The sequence below is a fragment of the Bacillus mobilis genome (assembly GCF_001884045.1).
GTDB lineage: Bacteria > Bacillota > Bacilli > Bacillales > Bacillaceae_G > Bacillus_A > Bacillus_A mobilis.
In genome coordinates this window covers 12456-33632 of the sequence record NZ_MACF01000095.1, presented here as the reverse complement: position 1 = coordinate 33632, position 21177 = coordinate 12456, and the positions used below count along the sequence as shown (strand labels likewise).

20 protein-coding genes and 1 pseudogene are annotated in these 21177 nt (G+C 37.5%); 5 read left to right on the top strand and 16 right to left on the bottom strand.

Translation table 11 applies throughout. The annotated features are described in order from the left end of the window. The 8 genes and pseudogenes from BAQ44_RS16855 to BAQ44_RS16820 all read right to left on the bottom strand — a co-directional run. Nucleotides 1-1291 (bottom strand): annotated as a pseudogene (locus BAQ44_RS16855) (DNA translocase FtsK); the annotation flags it as partial. A gap of 155 nt (nucleotides 1292-1446) precedes the next feature. Then, nucleotides 1447-2403, bottom strand: coding sequence for an N-acetylmuramoyl-L-alanine amidase (locus BAQ44_RS16850; RefSeq protein WP_071722501.1), 957 nt, complete (start codon nucleotides 2401-2403; stop codon nucleotides 1447-1449). 40 nt (nucleotides 2404-2443) lie between these two features. Next, complete coding sequence (locus tag BAQ44_RS16845) at nucleotides 2444-2788, bottom strand: thiamine transporter (RefSeq protein ID WP_071722498.1); 345 nt, start codon at nucleotides 2786-2788, stop codon at nucleotides 2444-2446. Nucleotides 2789-2982: 194 nt separating this feature from the next. Continuing rightward, nucleotides 2983-3597 carry a YtpR family tRNA-binding protein gene (gene ytpR, locus BAQ44_RS16840; protein WP_001006763.1) on the bottom strand — a complete coding sequence of 205 codons (615 nt, stop codon included), beginning with the start codon at nucleotides 3595-3597 and terminating at the stop codon, nucleotides 2983-2985. Then, nucleotides 3594-4406, bottom strand: a complete 813-nt coding sequence (locus BAQ44_RS16835; RefSeq protein WP_000784603.1) for a DUF1444 domain-containing protein — start codon at nucleotides 4404-4406, stop codon at nucleotides 3594-3596. The genes ytpR and BAQ44_RS16835 overlap by 4 nt, the downstream gene beginning before the upstream one ends. A gap of 78 nt (nucleotides 4407-4484) precedes the next feature. After that, nucleotides 4485-4799 (bottom strand): thioredoxin family protein, encoded by a 315-nt coding sequence (locus BAQ44_RS16830; protein ID WP_000838193.1) that lies wholly within the window; start codon nucleotides 4797-4799, stop codon nucleotides 4485-4487. Between the two features lie 83 nt (nucleotides 4800-4882). Further along, a complete protein-coding gene (locus BAQ44_RS16825; protein ID WP_063262105.1) occupies nucleotides 4883-5392 on the bottom strand; it encodes a DUF84 family protein in 510 nt (169 codons plus the stop codon). 260 nt (nucleotides 5393-5652) lie between these two features. Beyond that, entirely contained in the window at nucleotides 5653-6726 is a 1074-nt protein-coding gene (locus tag BAQ44_RS16820) for a M42 family metallopeptidase (RefSeq protein ID WP_002123132.1), read from the bottom strand. Between the two features lie 148 nt (nucleotides 6727-6874). Here BAQ44_RS16820 and BAQ44_RS16815 point away from each other — a divergent pair, with 148 nt between their 5' ends. Next, the gene (locus BAQ44_RS16815; RefSeq protein ID WP_000118541.1) at nucleotides 6875-7186 is read left to right on the top strand and encodes a PepSY domain-containing protein; all 312 of its coding nucleotides are present in this window, start codon (nucleotides 6875-6877) and stop codon (nucleotides 7184-7186) included. Nucleotides 7187-7320: 134 nt separating this feature from the next. Here BAQ44_RS16815 and BAQ44_RS16810 read toward each other — a convergent pair whose 3' ends face one another. Next, nucleotides 7321-8175, bottom strand: a complete 855-nt coding sequence (locus BAQ44_RS16810) for a YtnP family quorum-quenching lactonase (protein WP_071722496.1) — start codon at nucleotides 8173-8175, stop codon at nucleotides 7321-7323. 69 nt (nucleotides 8176-8244) lie between these two features. Continuing rightward, nucleotides 8245-8898: a tRNA (guanosine(46)-N7)-methyltransferase TrmB gene (trmB, locus tag BAQ44_RS16805; protein WP_001239381.1), complete on the bottom strand. Its 654-nt coding sequence runs from the start codon at nucleotides 8896-8898 to the stop codon at nucleotides 8245-8247. Between the two features lie 232 nt (nucleotides 8899-9130). Here trmB and BAQ44_RS16800 point away from each other — a divergent pair, with 232 nt between their 5' ends. Then, a complete protein-coding gene (locus tag BAQ44_RS16800; RefSeq protein ID WP_001122236.1) occupies nucleotides 9131-9409 on the top strand; it encodes a YtzH-like family protein in 279 nt (92 codons plus the stop codon). A gap of 3 nt (nucleotides 9410-9412) precedes the next feature. On the opposite strand, the gene BAQ44_RS16795 is transcribed toward BAQ44_RS16800, so the two are convergent. The 4 genes from BAQ44_RS16795 to pepV form a co-directional block, all read right to left on the bottom strand. Continuing rightward, nucleotides 9413-10210 carry a phosphotransferase family protein gene (locus BAQ44_RS16795; protein ID WP_071722493.1) on the bottom strand — a complete coding sequence of 266 codons (798 nt, stop codon included), beginning with the start codon at nucleotides 10208-10210 and terminating at the stop codon, nucleotides 9413-9415. Between the two features lie 227 nt (nucleotides 10211-10437). Next, entirely contained in the window at nucleotides 10438-12579 is a 2142-nt protein-coding gene (gene pulA / locus BAQ44_RS16790) for a type I pullulanase (protein ID WP_071722492.1), read from the bottom strand. Nucleotides 12580-12717: 138 nt separating this feature from the next. Further along, nucleotides 12718-13263 carry an RNA 2',3'-cyclic phosphodiesterase gene (thpR, locus tag BAQ44_RS16785; RefSeq protein ID WP_071722489.1) on the bottom strand — a complete coding sequence of 182 codons (546 nt, stop codon included), beginning with the start codon at nucleotides 13261-13263 and terminating at the stop codon, nucleotides 12718-12720. Between the two features lie 198 nt (nucleotides 13264-13461). Then, nucleotides 13462-14868 carry a dipeptidase PepV gene (gene pepV / locus BAQ44_RS16780; RefSeq protein WP_071722486.1) on the bottom strand — a complete coding sequence of 469 codons (1407 nt, stop codon included), beginning with the start codon at nucleotides 14866-14868 and terminating at the stop codon, nucleotides 13462-13464. A gap of 357 nt (nucleotides 14869-15225) precedes the next feature. Here pepV and BAQ44_RS16775 point away from each other — a divergent pair, with 357 nt between their 5' ends. Continuing rightward, complete coding sequence (locus BAQ44_RS16775; RefSeq protein ID WP_000805512.1) at nucleotides 15226-15447, top strand: DeoR family transcriptional regulator; 222 nt, start codon at nucleotides 15226-15228, stop codon at nucleotides 15445-15447. 82 nt (nucleotides 15448-15529) lie between these two features. On the opposite strand, the gene BAQ44_RS16770 is transcribed toward BAQ44_RS16775, so the two are convergent. Together BAQ44_RS16770 and BAQ44_RS16765 are read right to left on the bottom strand one after the other, a co-directional pair. Beyond that, nucleotides 15530-16258, bottom strand: a complete 729-nt coding sequence (locus BAQ44_RS16770; RefSeq protein ID WP_071722484.1) for a pseudouridine synthase — start codon at nucleotides 16256-16258, stop codon at nucleotides 15530-15532. A gap of 41 nt (nucleotides 16259-16299) precedes the next feature. Beyond that, entirely contained in the window at nucleotides 16300-17952 is a 1653-nt protein-coding gene (locus tag BAQ44_RS16765) for a putative polysaccharide biosynthesis protein (RefSeq protein WP_063262112.1), read from the bottom strand. Nucleotides 17953-18216: 264 nt separating this feature from the next. Here BAQ44_RS16765 and BAQ44_RS16760 point away from each other — a divergent pair, with 264 nt between their 5' ends. Next, nucleotides 18217-19488 (top strand): BaiN/RdsA family NAD(P)/FAD-dependent oxidoreductase, encoded by a 1272-nt coding sequence (locus tag BAQ44_RS16760; RefSeq protein WP_063262113.1) that lies wholly within the window; start codon nucleotides 18217-18219, stop codon nucleotides 19486-19488. A gap of 223 nt (nucleotides 19489-19711) precedes the next feature. Then, entirely contained in the window at nucleotides 19712-21154 is a 1443-nt protein-coding gene (locus BAQ44_RS16750) for an MDR family MFS transporter (RefSeq protein ID WP_071722479.1), read from the top strand. The last annotated feature ends 23 nt before the right edge of the window (nucleotides 21155-21177 follow it).

Below are 21177 nucleotides of genomic sequence, written 5' to 3'. Positions count from 1 at the left end.
CTTCTGCTTCCGCAATTACTTCCACTTCTTCTGACTCTTCTGCTTCTGCAATTACTTCCACTTCTTCTGGCGCTTCTGCTTCTGCAATTACTTCTACTTCTTCTAACTCTTCTGCTTCTGCAATTACTTCTACTTCTTCTGACTCTTCCGTTTCTGCAATTACTTCCACTTCTTCTGGCGCTTCCGTTTCTGCAATTACTTCTACTTCTTCTGGCGCTTCTTTTTCTGCAATTACTTCCGCTTCTTCTGGTATTTCCACAATGATTGTTTCTTCAAGTTTCTCTTCTGCTTTAACAATCACTGATTCTTCTGGTGCTTGTTTTTCTACTTCAATAGTAGGTTGTTCTATTTCTGTATTACGCTTAATTTCTTCTGTTAATATTGTATCCTCGTGCTCTACTTTAGAATCTACTGATTCCTCTTGTAGAATGTTTCGGTCCACTACATCACTTTCTTGTTTAGCATCTTCCATGCTCTCAGCAATTGTTTCATGAAGTAATTCAGCCGCAGGAAGTTCCAGCGGTGCACTAATTTCTTGAACCACTTCTTTTTCTTCTACTATAGGTTCTTGGCGTTCAATTTCATAACCGTTTTTCTCTAGCCATTGATCGACAACTGACTTTTCTTCCTTTTTATTTTGTTGATCTTGCTGATCAACTCCTTCATGACTGGAAGAATTCGTTGCTTGTCCTTCTGAGAAATCAGATAATGCATACCCTTTTTTCTCTAACCATGCATCAACGACTGATTTGCCCTCTACAGATATTTCAAGGTCTTCTCTTTCCTTTTCTTCCTCCTGCTTTTCTACCTTTTTCTCTACTGAAGGACGATTATATCCGTAAATTGGCGAAATCATTTCGGTTGGACGAAATGGTCTACGGTTACTTTCTTGCGTAGGTGCAGATGCTTTCTTTACGACAGGCTCTCGCTCCGGTTCATATTGCATTTCCGGCTCTTCATATGTAGAAACTACCTTCTCCACATACTGTCTTCTACTTCTTTCCACTTTGATTCCTCTTTGAATAGGCTGATCTTCATATGTTACAGCTTGAACAGGTTGTTCTTCAAAATACCCTGCTTCTATAACATCCTCTTCATCGAACCCATTATCCGGTACTAATGGAAAACGGCATTTACCTGCATTCCTACTTGCCATTTGTGCTTCTCTTGCTTCAGTGTAGTGGTTTACACGAGGAATTTTCGACTGACTTTCAACTTGCTCCGGTACTTCTTTATTCATCGCTGTTTGTTCTTCCTCTTTGTTAAACAGCTTTTTCATCCAATCTAACATGCTTACCACTCTTTCTACTAAATAGTAACATCCTTTATTGTATCAGCATTCGGCAAAAAGTGCAGGTAAAATTAAGCATGTCATATTTATCCATAACATTCTAATTTACGCGTATTTTCATATGGAAAAACGCACCCTTACATATAAGACTGCGTTTAAGCTTTACTCTTCCGATATTCCTCTACACTATCCGTTACACTTTGCAATAAAGAATTTACATACTGCGAGTCAGATAATTTTTTATCTTCTTCAGGATTTGACATAAACCCAAGTTCTAATAGTACACCAGGTACTTTGGACCAATTAAACCCAGAAAGATCATCCCTGAATTTAATTCCATTCACTTTCACTTTCTGATTCTCTCTCATTTTATTTACAATCGTTTGAGAGATTTGAAGACTTTCAGCATAAATCTCTTTCGTGTACGGACTTCCCTCTGCCGGCGTTAATACAGCAAATCCACTTTGATTCGGATTTTCAGAACCATCTGCATGAAGACGTAAAAACAAGTTTGCCTTATGATCATTTGCAAATGTCGCGCGTTCTTTATTACTTATATCCACATCTTGTGACGTTCTCGTCATTAATACTTGTATTCCCTTTGCTTCTAACTTTTCTTTTAATACGAAAGCCATTTCTAATACAAGTACAGCCTCTCTTTTTTTCGTCACAACACCCGTTGTACCATCTGTCACTTTATATTTTTGCGTCGCTGCTCCTGGCCCAATCGGCTCTAAATTTAAATTCGCTTTTTGTTGATGCCCCGGATCAATAACGACAAGAAACTTTCCTTGCTTTTCATTACTCTCTACTTTTTGTTCATTATTTTGTAGCGGTTGCTCAGCTGGCTGCACTGGCGTAGCTTCCTCTTTCTTTTCCTCGGTAGGTACTTCCTCCTGCTTATGCTCCACTTGCTCAGTTGTTTGAACTGCTTGCGATTCTTCTTTCTTTTCTTGTTCTTCTTGCTGCTTTTCTACCGGTGCGTCTTCCTTGCTATCTTTGTTTTTTTCCTGCATAGAAGATGTTACTTCTTGTTTCGGCTCTTCTTGCGAACAACCGCCCATATATATGCCAATGAATGCAATCATGCTCATTATTTTTATATACTTCATATTTTTCTCCCATCACTTTGCACCGGTCTCAAAGTTTTTCTTATAATTGTTTTATAATCTCATCCATATTTCCAATGTGAACAGGTTGCCACGTCTCTGTACCACGCTCTGCAGTATAAACTAAATACGTATCATCAGACACATTTACGAAAATCGGATCCCCCATATCTGTTTCATATCCGATAACAATCCATTCCTCTTTCCATTTTCCATGTTCTTCACTTATTAATGAATTTTTATGTTTATCATATCGATAACCGATTTGTCCTTTTTCTAATTCATTTTCACTAAACAAATATATTTCATAGGAACCTAACTCGATATCTTGTTGTTTTAAAGTTTCAATTCGTTTCAGAAGTTCTGCGATTTTTAGTTGTTGTTTCATACGTCTATCCCCTTCTGTTTTTCTAAATTTTAACTAGTTTGTTTATAAAATACAATATAGATTTTAAGAAAAAAGGTGACATCCTTATGAATATGAACGATTTTCTACATATATCTATTACAACTCACAATATATTAACGATTCAATAGAAAAGAGAGGCTGTCCAAAAGGACAACCTCTCTTTTTTACATCAATTAAAATTTAAACTCTTGTCCGACTTCAAAGCTATCTTCTAATACAAGAATACCTTTTTCTTGTGGAGCATCTGGAAGCTCTAATTCACGTGCTGAGCAAATCATTCCAGAAGAAGGAACACCGCGAAGTTCAGCTGGTTTAATTAGCATACCGCTTGGCATTACAGCGCCGATTTTTGCAACGACAACTTTTTGTCCTGCATCAACGTTCGGTGCGCCACATACGATTTGTAATGTTTCTGTACCGATTTCTACTTTACAAATGTTTAACTTATCAGCATTTGGATGCTTCTCTTTTTCAGCTACATAGCCTACAACAAATTTCGGAGAAAGATCTGCTTCTACTGTTTCTTCAAAGCCGTTCTTCGCTAAAATTCCGTTGATTTGTTCTACAAGTTCTTTCGTTAATGTTAGGTTACCTGTTTCTTTTACTTCTAAGTAAGAAGATGCATTAAAGATGTTGAATCCTGCTGTTTCGTTGCTTTCACGATCGTATACGCGTGCAACATCTCCTTTGCGATCAAAAGTACGGTTCTCTAAAGTAATATCTTGTAAGGCAACAATTAGAGTGTCACCAATTCCTTCAAGGTTGTAAAAAACGTTCACTTCGTTCATCCTTTCTCTTTTCCATCTGTCTTCTTCCGATTTTTCGCTAAAATAAAGATTGGTTCAAAGTCCCCATCTTCATATACGAATGAAAGTGATGTAATCGGAACATGCCCTTCGGCAAAAAATTTCATTGTCATTTGTGCAATAATATCATAACCGATTTCGTTGACGATATCAGCAATAATTAATACATCTTGGTGAGGAACAGCAACAACCATATCACCAGAAATTTTTTCACGCATCGATTGTAGTAACGATTCGTTTAAAATACGAGTCGCATCATACCCATCATTTGTGTTTAAAAAGTAGAATGTATTCCCTGCTACTGTGTCTTGTTTAAATTCATAACCTAATGAGCGAGCGTTGAATAATGCCATTTCACGCACTTGTTGCTCTGTCAGCCCTAATTTTTGTAATAAACGTTCATCAATTAATCGATACGTTTTATTCGAATCTAACGCGTAGTAAATACGTGTTTCCGCTGTATGATCCGTCATAATAAACGGATTTCCTTCTTCTGCTTGTTTCGGGAAAGAAGTAGAGCGAATAACAGGTAAAATTTTCGCCGCGCTATTTTCTTCTTTATGCATCGCAATTAACGCTTCTTGTACGTAATAAGCAACCTCTTCAATTGCTTTTTCTTTATTCACTTCCCATTTTGCCACAACTCCTGGAAGCGATACGTTAATACCTTTTTTCGAGTCTTTTTGCTCTATACGTAGAACTTCTTTCTCGCTATCATACTGAAAGTCCCATTCCGGGCGAGATAATTTCTTCATTAACTCGTCTTTCATCTTTTTACTTGTCATCTTCATCTCTTTTTCCTCCCTTCCAAAAAAATAACCTCCCCCGCGAAGGTAGAGGTTGTTTTACAATTCAATTGGCAAATTGCCTTATTTTAAACCTTCAATAAACTCTTCGATTTGTTCTTGTGTTTTACGGTCTTTGTTTACATAGCGACCTGTTTCTTCACCTTTATTGTACGCTACAAAGCTCGGAATGCCAAATACGTCTAATTTTACGCATAGATCAATAAACTCATCACGATCTACATAGTAAAATGAGAAATCACTATATTTCTCTTCTACTTCTGGCATAAATGGGTCTACAAAACGGCAGTCTGGGCACCATTCTGCTGAGAACATAAAGACTACATTCTCTTCATTTTTTAATTGTTGGAATTGCTCCATGCTTTCTAATGATTTCATCTATATTTCCTCCTCTAACGAGTGCATTTTTTCATGTTATAATCTTTCTTTTATACTACCATACATCGCGCACGGTGCAAGGTTTATGCTTGCTTTTCGTCATACTTATATTGCCCAACAAGTAACTTAACAACGTGTACAAATAATTCCGTACGGTCGACATAATCATCTGTAAAAATACCGATTGCACCTTCGTGACTACGAATATCTTTTCTCTGCACAAACTCTTCCATCACTTCACTTAACTCTTTGCCATCTTCAAGAGGTGCTAAAAAATCATCCGGTAACTTAATACGCGCCCCGCCGGCAACGAATGTTTTACCGTCACTTGTTGCTAGCGCGCCCCAGTTACACATAAATAAACCGTGCTCCGTTTTCATTACGCCGCCTTCTAGCCCAATACCAATTTGAGCTTCTCCTTCTTGCAGCGCTCGCTTCGCTCTATTAACCGCTCCTTGCATCGTCTCTTCATCTGAAAATGGCTGGTTCGCTACTCCTGAAGGAACAGAAAGAGACGTAATTGTAGCATCATTCCAAACCTTCTCCACAGCTCCAACTTTCGTTTTATTCTTCGATCCAACTACTACTTTCATTTCATTCACCTCTATAAAAATTCATCATTTCGCCCTACTTAAATTAAACATCAATCACTACCATACATCACCGGGGCATCTATTCACCCTAAAAAAGAAGATGGATTCCCTCACCATTGCCGTCGAACACAAAACAGCCTTCCTACCCAGTGTCTTAATACACCATTCGAGCACCAATTAAGCACTGACCACGCCACCACACATGGATGGGTCATCTATTCAAGCCAAAAAAAGAAAGGCTCTTCAGCCCTTCTTCCTCTCTACGCGTTATTCTTAATTGTCTCTAACGTCGTTTTATCCGTTGCTCTTACAAGCTTCGTAATTAACTCTTTCGCTGCTGCATAATCATCAACATGTAAAATAGAAGCATGTGTATGAATGTAACGTGCGCAAACACCAATTACCGCTGATGGGATACCTGAGTTACTTGTATGTACACGGCCCGCATCTGTACCACCTTGTGAAATAAAGTATTGGTACGGGATGTTGTGTGTTTCTGCTGTATCTAAAATAAATTCGCGCATTCCTCTATGTGTTACCATCGTACGGTCGTAAATACGAAGAAGAGCACCTTTTCCTAATTGACCGAACTGCGTTTTATCACCAGATGCATCGTTTGCTGGGCTTGCATCAAGCGCATAGAAAATGTCTGGTTGAATCATATTTGCAGCAGTTTGTGCACCACGAAGACCAACTTCTTCTTGTACAGTCGCACCAGAGTATAATGTGTTTGGTAATGTTTCGTCTTTTAGTTCTTTTAGTAATTCGATTGCAAGGCCACATCCGTAACGGTTGTCCCAAGCTTTCGCCATAATTTTCTTTTCGTTTGCCATTGGCGTAAACGGGCAGATTGGCACGATTTGTTGTCCTGGTTTTATACCAATTTCAATCGCATCTTCATAGCTGTCTGCACCTATATCAATTAACATATTTTTTATATCCATCGGTTTTGCACGTTGCGCGTCACTTAATAAATGAGGAGGAATAGAACCAACAACCCCAATAACAGGACCATTCTTCGTCATAACTTGTACACGTTGTGCTAATAGAACTTGGCTCCACCAGCCGCCTAACGTTTGAAAACGAAGCATCCCGTTTTTCGTAATTTGCGTAACCATGAAACCTACTTCATCCATATGACCTGCTACAAGAACACGTGGGCCAGTTTCGTCCCCTTTTTTCAGACCAAATACGCTACCTAAACCGTCTTGCACAATTTCATCCGCATATTTGCTTAATTCTTGCTTCATAAAACGGCGTACATCATGTTCGAAACCTGATGCACCTTGTAATTCTGTTAACGTACGAAATAATTGTAATGTCTCTTTATTCACGAAGTCCCCTTCTTTCAAACCTTAGTAGAATACCTCTTTTATTGTAACGAAATTTTCGAAATGTTTCTAGTTTCTTCTTTTTTAGCTGTATTTGCTTTATAATTATTATTGGTACACTATTTTTATTTTATAGAATTGAGGTGAATATATGAGCTGGAAAGGTTTAGTAGCAGGTCTTGGCGTTGGATTTGCAGCTGGTTATCTTGTTGCAAACAAAGTCCAAGAACAATCCCATATTTCTTCAGAAAAAGCATTGAAAATGGTGAAACAAGCATTAAGTCATAAAGGTGAAATTACTGGCTCTTGGGTACATATGGTTCCAGAGACATTTGAAAAATATGATGTCGCATATGAAGTTTATCGCGGCGGTCTTACAACGATGTTAGATGATATACAAGAACGATTTGAATTTTTAGTTGATGCTAAAACAGGTACTGTTTTAGAGGTTATAGCAGCATAAAAAGGAGGGTTCCCATTAGGTGAACCTCTTATTTTTTAATTATGGATAGTAATTGAAATTATATCGATTTACCGACCATAAAAGCCAATAATAAAAAGGCTGCCCCAACAGACTTCTGGAACAACCTCCTCTTTTTATGCTTCTATACTCGTTTTCCGCTCTATTTTTTCTACGATATGCCCTTCCTCATTCCACTTTACGGCACGGTAATACGCGTCATGATAAAACGTAAACCAAGCATTGTTTTCAGCGCCGTATTTCATCCACTTTTGCTTATTTTCAATCGATGTCATTGGATAATCATCGTATGCCATTACCCATAGTACATTTTGATGGGCGTGCGTCGGTAATAAGTCTGCTAAATGAAGCATCGTTTCACCTTTGCTTTCTAAAGCAATAACTGCATGTCCATCACTATGACCGCCTGTATGCGCCATTTTTATTTCATCTGTAATTTCTATTTCTTGCTCAAACGTAATAACTTGATCTACAATTGGCTCCCAATTCTCCTTCCAATATGTATTACGTGATCTAATATTTGGGTTCCTCATTTCATTCCATTCTGTTTCGCTTACGTAAATTTTCGCATTCGGAAAAGCTGGTACAAGGCCATCATCTTTCCGTTTTGTTAAACCAGATGCATGATCAAAATGAAGGTGCGTCATTAAAACGTAGTGGATATCTTCAGGCTTTAATCCTAATTTTTCTAATGATTCATAAACCGATGATTCTTCTGTTACACCTTGATTTCGCTTCATCTTCTCATTCAATTTACCGTTTCCTATTCCAGAATCAATGAGCATATTCCCGTCTTTCGTTTGCAAAAGTAACGGATCTGTTCGTAAATAAATATGATTTGTATCATTATGTTTATACTTACGTGACCAAAGTACTTTCGGCACAACTCCAAACATCGCTCCCCCGTCTAAATGTGTGTTCCCACCTTTTAGCCACGTCACTTTTATATCTCCAATTTGTAACTGTTCCATTACGCATCCCCCTTTTACATTAATATTAACACAAAATTCTGATTGTTTTAGCTACAAAAAACCTATGCATTACTGCATAGGCTCTGTACGATATTTCGCTTCCACTCGGTAAATACGATGACCTTTACTAGAGAATTTCTCTTCGTATTCAGTCATGATATTACCTTCATAATCACTATTATGAAGATCTAGGCTAAGGTAAGTTAATAACATACCATACTCAGCCATACTCATTAGAGAGTATTCAAATAAACCTTGGTTATCTGTTTTGAAATGAATTTCTCCGCCTTCTACTAACACTTCTTCATAATTGCGTAAAAATGTTTTATACGTTAAACGACGCTTCGTATGACGTTTCTTTGGCCATGGATCTGAGAAGTTTAAATAAACGCGATCAATCTCACCTTTTGCAAAGAAAACTGTTAAATCTTCAGCATCTTTATTAATTAACTTTAAGTTCGGTAATTCTTCTTCAATTAATTTATCAAGTGCATCTACAACAACACTTGTGAATTTTTCAATTCCAATATAATTAATATGCGGATTTGCTTTTGCCATATCATACATAAAGCGGCCACGACCTGTACCTACTTCAATATGAATTGGTTGTTCATTTCCAAATACTTCTTTCCAATTACCAGCGCGCTCCTCTGGGTTTCCGATTACGATATGTGAATACTCATTAATTCGATCCATTGCATATGGTTTATGTCTTAAACGCATAGATGTTTCCCTCTCTTTACATAGCTATTTTAAAGGAATAATTCCTTCTTTCTGTTTTAATCAATCTACCAAACAAAAAACCAAGTACGTACGAGCACTCGGTCCGTTTCTTTCAAGTATAAGATGTACCATTTTGATAAAAACTACATACAGCATTAAACATTCCATGACGAAACAGCTTTTTCTCTTACATTTCTAGGGAGAGAAAAACAATCGAAAGGATGATCCGTTCATGCCAATTAATCAACAACATCAATTAGAAGTGCTGAAAGATATTTTAGTCAATCACCAAAGTGATTGTTGCGGGACAGTTTCTGAATGCGAGCAATTAGAGCGTCTCATTCAATCGTTACTCGCAAACGATAGTATAAGTAGTGACGCTAAAGCAATGCTAAACGATGTATATTCTTATAGTCAATCGGGTAAATCTTCCTCTAATTTGGACAACCACATTTCCAATAATCAAGAACAACTTACTCAGTGGATTGCTGGAATGGACAATTTTTCTTAAGTATTACTCCGAAGCAAGTAGTTGCTGTAAATATTGATGCCAATATTCAGTTTCTGCTTGCTGCTTTTTTGTTGTGTGCCATTGAATAGACAAAATCGTTTGCGCTATTACATACCACCTCATACGCCTAAGCAGCGATTCATCCATTTCAATATCATAATATTCGAGCCACCCGCTCCATTCGTGGCGCGGAATGTACCAATATAATAACATACCGAGGTCTAGAGCTGGGTCAGCAATTACAGCTCCATCCCAATCAATTAAAAACAGCTCATCTTCATCCGACAATAGCCAGTTGTTATGGTTTACATCACAATGGCATACAACGAATTCATTGTGTTCAATATCTTTTAATGAATCCATTAAATATTGAAGGCCTTGCTGAATTGCTTCATCATCCCTTATATCTCCTCTTAAAACAAGTTGCAGTTGTTGTAATAACTCTTGTGCGTGAAGCGGCTGCTTCCCAAGTCTTTGAATCATCTGTACAAGCGCTTTAGAGGAGTGTATTTTCTTCAAAAGTTTTGCAACACGTTCTAGTTTCATATCCTCTGGCTCTAGCTTCTGTCCCGGAAGCCATTTTTGAGCAGAAATTACATCACCGTTCGTTACCCTTCTTGTCCAAAGTAATTTTGGAACAATTCCTTCTGCTGACAATACCGCTAAAAAGGGCGATGTATTCCGCTTTAAAAATAACTTCTGTTGTCCGTTTTGCGCAATATATGCATCGCCCGTTACTCCACCAGCCGGTACAAGACTCCACTCTTTTCCTAATAATTGTTCCAACCATTCCATATTCATTACCCGTTAACAAATCCTTATCTTTTATAGTTATGAAAAGAAAAACCGCAACATTTCTACACATGTTGTGGATTCATATATTTTACTGTAAATGAAAAGAAAACTTGGCATAAGCCAAAAACTCTCTATTTTATTTTACAAAACCAGTCATAGAATGACAACTTATCAAAATCGTCACCTTTGTCAATTCTACATTTATTACATTCTCATCGTCAAGTAGCGATTTGTCACATTATCGTCAATATATACGTGCTAATTGGAGCGAGCCTAAGTTCCTTTCCCCTAAATGAAGAAATTGGCTCTATTTTTGCTTGCTTTTCGTTTACTAACACATGCCACGTTTCTTCTTTCGGAAGTTGCACCGTTTTAGCTTCTAAACCGCTATTAAATAAAACTACAATCTCTTTCCACGGTCCAAACGATTCTGCATGCACTAGGTGATATGCAAGTACTTCTGGAGAGGTTTGCAAAAAAGTCATGTGCTTTTTTATAAGGTCTGCGTTTTGTAATCGGAATGCTCCGTGTTCTTTACGAATCGCAATTAAACCTTTTATATAGTTAACGGCCTCTATCTCGTTCTCTTTTTGATCCCAATCTAATTGATTAATTTCATCATTTGCATTATAACTATTTTCATTTCCTTGCTTCGTACGATAAAACTCTTGCCCCGCATGTAAGAAAGGAATACCTTGCGAAAGAATTACCATTGCGCTCGCTAGAAGGTGACGTTTTTTTAGAATCTCTTCTGGCTCTTCATTACTGCGCATTAGTTTATCCCACATCGTCATATTGTCATGACATTCTACATAGTTAATGCTTTGCACAGGCTCTAAAAACAAACCTGTTTCTTTCCTACTCAAGAGGCTTCCTGATGCTATATACTGCAAATGATTACAGTCTACATGCCCACCAAATGCAAAACCACGTCTATTTATATGAAAGGTACTCCCTTTTATTCCATCACGAAATTGATCATTAAATTGCGCAATATACGGCATTTTCTTTGCATTATTTAAAGTTGCTTTCTCTTCGGCAGGAAGTGGTGTTTGTAGATCCCACCCTTCTCCTAATAACAAAGCATCTCGCTTTATGTTTCGCACTTCTTTTTCTATTATATTCATCGTATCGACATCTAAAATCCCCATTAAGTCGAATCGGAATCCGTCAACATTGTATTCAGTAAGCCAATATACAATAGACTCTACAATGAATTTCCTCATCATTTTCCGTTCAGATGCTATATCATTCCCGACTCCCGTCCCATTAGAAGGCATGCCATCTTCACCATGCCGAAAATAATATCCTGGGACAAGCTTTTCAAATGATGATAACTCTCTTTCATACACATGATTATATACAACATCTACAATCACCCTAATGCCATGCTCATGGAATGTTTCGATCAACTGTTTACACTCTACTATCCTGTTATACGGATTAGAGAGGTCTGTAGCATAATATCCTGTTGGTGCATTGTAATATAATGGATTGTAACCCCAATTATATGCAGAGGAAGGATTCGCCTCATCTACACCACCGAAACAATATAAAGGTAATAATTCAACGTGTGTAACACCCAAATCCTTTATATGAGACAAGCCCGTTAACGTCCCATTTCGCCCTGTTGTTCCTTCTTCCATTAGCCCCTTATATGTTCCTTTTTTACTCACTCCGCTGCCCCGATGAATAGTAGCATCGCGAATATGCAGTTCATACAATATGGCATCTGTCATTGCATGTAATGGTGGTAATTGCACTTTCTTCGTTACATTTGTCTTTTCTAAATCGATAACAACGCCGTACTTCCCATTTACAGTCACTGACTTTACGTAAGGGTCCACCGCTTCATTCCATATTAAATTAATACAAACAAGAAATGTATACTTTGCTCCAGCTAAATCGCCTTGTAATGTATGAGTCCAAACTCCATTTTCTCCTCTGTACATTTCATGATCGGTATATTCTTTATCACTTTTATAAATCCTTACTTTCGCAAGCCTCGCAGTTGGAGCCCACACTTTAAATGTCGTTGCTTCTTTTTGATATACAGCCCCTAAATCGGTACCTTCGTAATAATACTTTTCATCGAAAATCGCTGTTCTTATGACAGCACCTATTTGTAAATCTGTTTCTTCATTCCGTTCATCTCGTACTGTATAATACTTCCCCACATCTAGCGGCTCTTCTATAAAGCACTCATACTTCGTTGCATCCGGAAGCGCAATTGTATGAGCAATCGGTAAATCTTTCACGTTACTTCCTTCTTGCAAACGAAATGTCCGACTTGTTCCATACGCATGTGGGAGCAAAATTGTAATTTTATTCATTTCATCTAAATAGGCATCAAATGGACGTTTTACTTTCAACATAAAAAAATCACCATCATTCTTAAAGTTAAAATGAAACGAGCTGCAAATGATAAGGCTTTTCTTATCAGCAAAGCTCTATACAGTAACACATTATTCTTTATAGTATATTCACCTGTATAAAAAACGTTTTCATACATTCTATTTTTGTAATTTTATTTCAGCAATCGCTTTATACTTCGGTGTCTCCTTCACGTGAGATTCGTATAAAGTAATTATATCCGCTTGAAATGATATTTCTGGCACTTCCTTTATATGTTCTAAATCAAACTTCTCTTCTCCTACCCATTTACGAGCTACAGTAATATGCGGATGATACGGGCGCGTTTCTAAAGAAAATCCATTCCCTTCACAAATAGCGTGTACTTGCTTTTGTAACTGGAACAAATCGTGATTCTCACTTACCTTCGACCAAAAAATACGCGGCCTATCTTCCATACCAAACGTTGAAAATCCTTGTAATGTGAAGGATAGTTCCTTTATTTCTGTAAGTGTTTGTAATCCATTCTTTATTCCTTCTACTTGTTCCTCTGTCGCACTCCCTAAAAATGAAAGGGTAATATGATAGTCTTCTTTATGTACCCACGAACGAAATGGTAATTCCTCCTGCATTTCCTCTTTATAGTTAGACAGCACTTCTTTTATATGATTCGGTAAAGTGATTGCGACAAAATAATGCGGCTCCATGTACATCTTCTCCTTCTTTCTATTGTTGCTTTTCTTTCGTATCTCATTCAGGTAAAAAGAATCAAACTTCCCTACAAGTCTAACCAAGTTCAGGTCGCGTTAATAAATGAAATTATATTGGCTTAACAATAAACAATACGTAACAGAAAACCGTCCCAAAATATGTATCGGGACGGCCTTTTATTATTTATATATCTATTACTTCGCTAATTGATGAATTGCTTGCGCGTAAATTGCTGTCGCTTTTAATAAGTCTTCAATTTCAATGTACTCGTCTTTTTGATGCGCAAGTTCTTCTTTTCCAGGGAACAACGGACCAAACGCAACGCCAGCTTCCAATGAACGAGCGTAAGTACCGCCGCCAATCGCTAATAGTTCTGCTTTTTCACCTGTTTGTTCTTCGTATACGCGCTGCAACGTACGAATTAATACGTGGTCTTTATCAACGTGATGCGGACGAGAGTTTGAATAATCCGCTACTTCAAATCCATGAGTACCAACGTATTCTTTTAACTTTGTAATCATCTCTTCAAAGTTAGTCGTAACTGGATAACGTACATTTAATCCTAAATTACCACCAGTCTCTTTCGTATAAGAAAGACGCCCAACATTCACTGTTAACGGACCGCTAACTTCATCTTTATAGGCGATAGTAGCCTTTTCCCCATAAATATCACCAGTAAATGTCTCTGTTGCAAATGTTGCAAACGAAGCTCCTTTTCCATCAAGAGCGACTTTCGTTAAGAAGTTTGCTAGTAATAAACCTGCATTCTCGCCCTTCTCTGGAGTAGATCCGTGAGCTGAAATCCCTTTAATTTGCAACGTCACCGTATTACCTTCTACAATTGCTTCACCTATTTTTTTAGCAGTTTGTAAATACTCTTCATATGCTACTGTAAGTGCATTTACATCTTCTCCTGTAATAATTGCTTCTGCAAAATCAGGAACCATATTTAAACGACGACCTGATTCAAATGAAACAAGTTCATATGTACCTTTCTTCTCTTCACTACCACTTTGCACAACTTGTATATCAGAAATTCCTTTTTCTGCATTAATAATTGGAAAATCCGCGTCTGGCGCAAAACCGATTGTTGGCATTTCTTCGTTTTTAAAGTAGTGATCTACACATTTCCAATTGCTTTCCTCATCTGTTCCTAAAATCATACGAACTCGTTTTGAAAGGGGTAAACCTAATTCTTTCACAATTTTCATTGCATAATAAGCTGCCATCGTTGGGCCTTTATCGTCAATTGCACCACGTGCAAAAATCTTTCCGTCGCGAATATCTGCACTATATGCAGGAGTCGTCCAGCCGTCTCCTTCAGGTACAACATCGACGTGACAAAGAATACCTACTAATTCTTCTCCTTGTCCCATTTCAAGATGACCTGCATATCCTTCTAAATTTTTAGAAGTAAAACCTTCAGCTTCTCCTTTATGCAACATGAAAGATAAAGCTTTTTCTACGCCTTCACCGAATGGTGCGCCCTCTTTCGCCGATTCTTCTTCCCATACACTTTTAATTTGTAAAAATTGTTGTGTATCACGAATTAAATCTTCTTTTCGTTTTGCAACCTCTTCTGTCCAATTAATTGCTGACATCACGCATCCATCCTTCACTATATTGTTTCTTTCATCATAACAAACCGAAATCTCTTATGCTATACACGAAACTTAAATACCGAACAATTGTAATATTTCAGATATTTCCCATTAGTTTTTCTTTTATTTTTTCAAAAAAATTTGCAGGAATTTGGCGTTTTACGTAGAATTTTATGTGTTAGTTGACTGACCATATATACAATGTCAACTACCAATATTTTTCTATATGAATATTTGTTAAACTTTTGTAAAATTTAAGTAGATTAAAGCATGAATTTTATCATGTAGAGTACAATGGTAGTAACGACCTTCTTTCCTGAATGGGGTCAAAAAAACTAGTAGAGGAGTGGTTTTCTCTTGAAACCTACAACTACTCGTATGCTAACACGCATTAAATCAATTTATATGTACATCAATGAAAACGGAACGGTAACGACGAAAGACCTTGTAGATGAGTTCGGGATCACACCGCGAACGATACAACGTGATCTAAATGTGTTGCAGTTTAATGAACTCGTGTATAGCCCTTGCCGCGGTAAGTGGACAACAACAGGAAAGAAAGTGAGAATGACCTCATAATGAAAAAATAATTGTATGTAAATAAATACATACCCCTTTCTAACTCATTAGAAAGGGGTCTTTTCTGCGCCGAAAAACAGCACTATTTCTCAGTATCTACTTGATATGTTTTTAACATTTCTACTTCTTCATCTGATAGCTCTCGGTATTCTCCAAGTTCTAACTCTGCATCTAATACTAACGGTCCCATCTCTGTTCTCTTTAGGTAGACTACTTTTTTCCCTACCGCTTCAAACATACGCTTTACTTGATGGAACTTTCCTTCTGTAATGACAAGCTCGATTTCAGAAATCTCATCGCTTTTTAATATTGTAAGTGCACCTGGCTTTGTTTCATAGCCATCATCTAAAATAACACCTTTAGCAAACTCTTTTACATCCTCTTCTGTTACGACTCCTGCAACGTGTGCATAATATTTTTTCGGCACATGCTTTTTCGGAGATAACAATTGATGTGATAACTTCCCGTCATTTGTTATCAATAAGAAACCTTCCGTATCAATATCAAGTCTTCCAACTGGGAACGGATCAAAGATTGCATCTTCTAACTCTAATAAATCTATTACTGTTTCATGATTATCATCTTCTGTCGCTGAAATAACGCCTTGTGGTTTATGCATCATTAAGTAAACAAACTCTTTATATTCCACAACTTCACCGTGAATCATAACTTCTTGTTCTTCTACATTTACATGAACCTTTGCATCTTTCACTGGCGTTCCATCAATTTTCACAACGCCGTCTTTCAATAATTTCTTTACTTCTTTTCTACTTCCATACCCCATATTTGCTAATAATTTATCTAATCTCACGCTTTTCACCTTCTTTGTTTATCATAGAAAAGGGGACGTAATTACGCCCCTTTTGATTTCAACTTTATTTTGAATCTATTACCAAGTTTACGTTGGATTTTCTCTAACGCTTCTCCGCCAAATACTCTTTCCAGTACTCCTGTACGAATTGCTAACAATCCGTACACAAGACCACCAATACCTGCACAAATCACAACTGTAATAAGAGCACCCATTCGTCCATCAGGCGAAATCATGAAGGATAGAATCCATTGTGATAACTTTACAGCAACGACCATTACAAGTGTTAATACTGCAATTTGGAATGTTCTCTTATATACAACACCAAATGAATAGTGTACATGTTTTTTGATTTGTCTATTCGTATACCATACGGAAGCTAAGAATCCGACTGCTGTTGCTAAAATTGCTCCAACTGTACCGAAATAACGAATAAAGATTACGTTACATACGAATTTCAAAATAACACCCATAATAAGCGCGACAATCGCATGTTTTTGTTGGTTAATCCCTTGTAGAATTGCTGCTGTTACTGTAAATAAAGCGAATAACAACGCAACCGGTGCATACCACATTAACACTTGTCCACCTAATGGATCTGAGTCATAGAACGCAGTGTAAATTGGATATGCAAGTGTTGAAATACCGACAACCGCTGGCAATGTTAAAAACATATTTGCCTGGAATGTTTGTGTAATTTGTAACTTTAAATAACGGTATTGTTTTTCAGTAAATGATTTTGTAATCGCTGGTACAAGCGTTAAACTAAACGCTGTTGCAAGTGATACAGGAATCATAATTAATTTATGCGTCCACATTGTGAAAATACCAAGTGCTCGCTCTGCGATATCACCTTGGCCAATCGCTTGCATAATTGAGTTAAATGTCAATGTATCAATTTGTTGATATAAAGGAATTGTTAACCCAATTACAACGTAAGGAATCGCATATGCAAATAATTCTTTAAATAACTGAACAGTACTCACTGTCGATTCTGGTACAGTTTGTTCAATTAAATATTGATCCAAATGTTTTTTACGTTTTAACCAGTACCAAATTAATACGCCGAGTGCTCCAACTGCTGAAACGAACGCAGCAAATGTCGCTACCCCAACCGCTGTTGCAACTGTACCGCCAAGTACTTTAATAACAATAAAACTACCCGCTAATAAAAAGACGATACGAATAATTTGTTCAATAATTTGCGAAACAGTAGTCGGTCCCATAGATTGGTGACCTTGGAAATAACCACGAATTAAACTCGCTGCTGGTACAACAATAAGTGCAAAACTTACAAGACGAATAATCGTCGTAACTTCTTCTACATTACTGTGTATACTTTGTTTACCAAGCATTGCTTCTGCAAACAATGGCGCCGACATATATAGAACTAGGAACGAAAGGACTCCTGTTACTATCATCATAACCATTCCCGAGCGGAACATTCTCCGGCTCGTTTTATAATCGCCAAGCGCATTATATTTGGAAACAAATTTGGAAACAGCAAGCGGCACCCCTGCCGTTGCAATACTTAAAAAGATCGTATATGGAATGTATCCATATGTATAGAGCGTTCCGCCTTCTGTACCTACTAGTGCATGAAACGGAAAGACGTAAATCATGCCTAAGAACTTTACTAAAAATGTCCCTAACGTAACAATAAGCGTTCCGCGCAGAAATTTCGAATCGGACATACAAAAATCCTCCTACATCTACATAAAGTGAAACTATAATTAGTTGAACTATTCGAGCATTTACGGGCTATCAAATCCCTTTTTATTTCTCTTACATCATAAGGTTTTCGTCTTATGGCCCACAAATAGCAGGATAGTGCTGAACTCTAACTTTTGTATTGTACCACAATTCTCTCCTTAAGCAGTACTTCACTCTATTTTTCTTTTAAGGGAAAACATGCTATTCTTTTAGGCAGGAAATGTAGAAAATGAGGTCGATATATTATGCATTATGATGTTATTGTCATCGGCGGCGGGCCTTCTGGGCTAATGGCTGCAATCGGTGCTGCAGAAGAAGGCGCAAATGTCTTACTTCTTGATAAAGGAAATAAACTAGGACGTAAACTTGCGATTTCTGGTGGTGGCCGTTGTAACGTAACGAACCGTCTACCACTTGATGAGATTGTTAAACATATACCAGGAAATGGACGCTTCTTATACAGCGCTTTTTCTATTTTCAATAATGAAGATATTATTACGTTCTTCGAAAATCTCGGTGTAAAACTGAAAGAAGAGGATCATGGTCGCATGTTCCCTGTATCAAATAAAGCACAATCAGTAGTAGATGCACTTTTAACACGATTAAGAGACTTAGGTGTTAAAATCCGTACGAATACACCTGTCGAAACGATTGAATATGAGAATGGTCAAACGAAAGCAGTCGTACTGCAAACTGGAGAAGTGTTAGAAACGAATCACGTTGTTATCGCTGTTGGTGGAAAATCTGTTCCTCAAACTGGTTCTACTGGAGACGGATACGCTTGGGCTGAAAAAGCTGGACATACTATTACAGAATTATTCCCAACAGAAGTACCAATCCTTTCAAACGAACCATTTATTCGTGACCGCTCCTTACAAGGTCTTGCTTTACGCGATGTAAATTTAAGCGTATTAAACCCGAAAGGAAAAGCTATCATTTCTCACAAAATGGACATGCTCTTCACTCATTTCGGCCTATCTGGTCCAGCTGCTCTTCGTTGTAGCCAATTCGTCGTGAAAGCACTGAAAAAGTTTAAAACGAATACGATTCAAATGAGCATCGATGCATTGCCAGAAGAAAATAGTGAACAACTATTCCAGCGCATGCTGAAACAAATGAAAGAAGATCCGAAAAAAGGAATTAAAAACGTTTTAAAAGGTTATGTACCTGAACGTTACTTCCTATTCTTATTAGAAAAAAATGAAATTGACGGTAGTGAACAAGCTGGACAAGTTTCTCACGAGAAGATTCGTGCACTTGTGAAAGACTTTAAAGAGTTTACTGTGAATGTACATGGTACGCAGTCAATTGAAAAAGCATTCGTTACTGGCGGCGGTGTATCCGTTAAAGAAATTAACCCGAAAGAAATGTCTTCTAAATTCACGAACGGCGTATATTTCTGCGGAGAAGTTCTTGATATCCACGGTTATACTGGCGGATATAACATTACATCTGCTCTCGTTACTGGTCGAATTGCTGGAACTACAGCTGGAGAAAATGCGAAAATGAAGTACTAAAAAAAGAAACAGGGATTCCTGTTTCTTTTTTTATAGGTATATGAAGTTATATCGACGATTCTACAACTTATATCGACGATTTTTCAAATATATCGACTTACCGACAAAAAACGACAAATATACGCTCCACCTAACTTCCCATTGCTTTTTTGTTGCTTTATATACCTTAGTACCTTTATATTTTATATTGTTGAATATTTGAAAAAGGGTAAGGGGAAAACATATGAGAAAAAAAGTCATGATGTCTTTAATGCTAATGACGTTTCTTTCTGCGGTAGAAGGAACGATTGTTAGTACAGCAATTCCTCGTATAACGAGTGATTTGTCAGGCGTCGAACTTGTTAGTTGGGTATATGCAATTTATATGCTTGCAACAGCTGTTTCGACTCCAATATACGGAAAGCTCGCTGATTTATTCGGCCGTAAAAAAGTTTTACTTATCGGAGCTACAATCTTTTTAGTCGGTTCTGCACTTTGCGGAGTCGTTACATCAATGGAACAATTAATCTTCTTCCGCGCTCTTCAAGGTATTGGTGCTGGTGCTGTTATGCCGATCACAATGACGATTATCGGCGACTTATATAGCGAAGCAAGAGACCGCGCGAAAGCACAAGGCTGGATGAGTGCCGTTTGGGGTGTATCTGGCGTTATCGGGCCGTTAGTAGGTGGATTTTTAGTTGATTCTCTTTCTTGGCGTTATATTTTCTTCTTAAACGTTCCATTTGGAATTATCGCTTGCTTAATGATCGCCATTTATTACAAAGAATCTATTAAATCATCTAAGCAACATATCGATTATCTTGGGGCTACAGTCTTTTCATTAAGCACAATCGCTTTACTATACGCATTATTAACAGGTAGCAGTAAGCAAAACTGGGGAGATATAACAATTATCGGCCTATTAATCTTCGCCGTCGTTTCATTCATTCTTTTCTTATTCATCGAGAAAAAATCTCCGGAACCATTAATTCCGTTAGCACTTTTCTCTAACCGTACATTATCTACGATAAACATACTAACTCTCATTGCCGGTGCCATGATTATTAGTATTACAGTATACCTTCCAATCTGGAGCCAAGGTGTATTAGGAAAAAACGCGACAGAAGCCGGACTCATTTTAATGCCGATTCCTGTTATGTGGACATTCGGTGCCATGTTCTCAGGTAACTTAGTGGGCAAATTAAAAACGAAACAAATCATTTTACTTGGAGCTAGCATTTTATCAGTCGCTACGTTCTTATTATTTACATTATCAACAAATTCACCATCGTTCCTTATTTATGTAGCAGTCGGATTATTCGGCTTAGGAATGGGGCTTGTGACACCGATTTACATGGTAACAATTCAAGCCGCCGTACCAGCTCATACACGCGGAACAGCCGTTGGTTTAAACACATTTATTAATACATTTAGTCAAACATTAGGTGCTGCAATCTTTGGAACTATCTTCAATACGATGATTCACGCACGTGGTATTAAAAATCTTGATCTTGTATCTGGTGGCGGACACGGAGGAACTACAGCAAATGTAGTAACCGAATCGCAAGAGGCATTAGCATCAAGTGTACACGTCATTTATATGAGTACTTTCGTATTAGCAGTACTTACACTAATTATCGCTTGGCTTTTATTAAAGCCAGCTACACAAACAAGTGAGCAAAAATAAAGAGGATGACCAAAACGGTCATC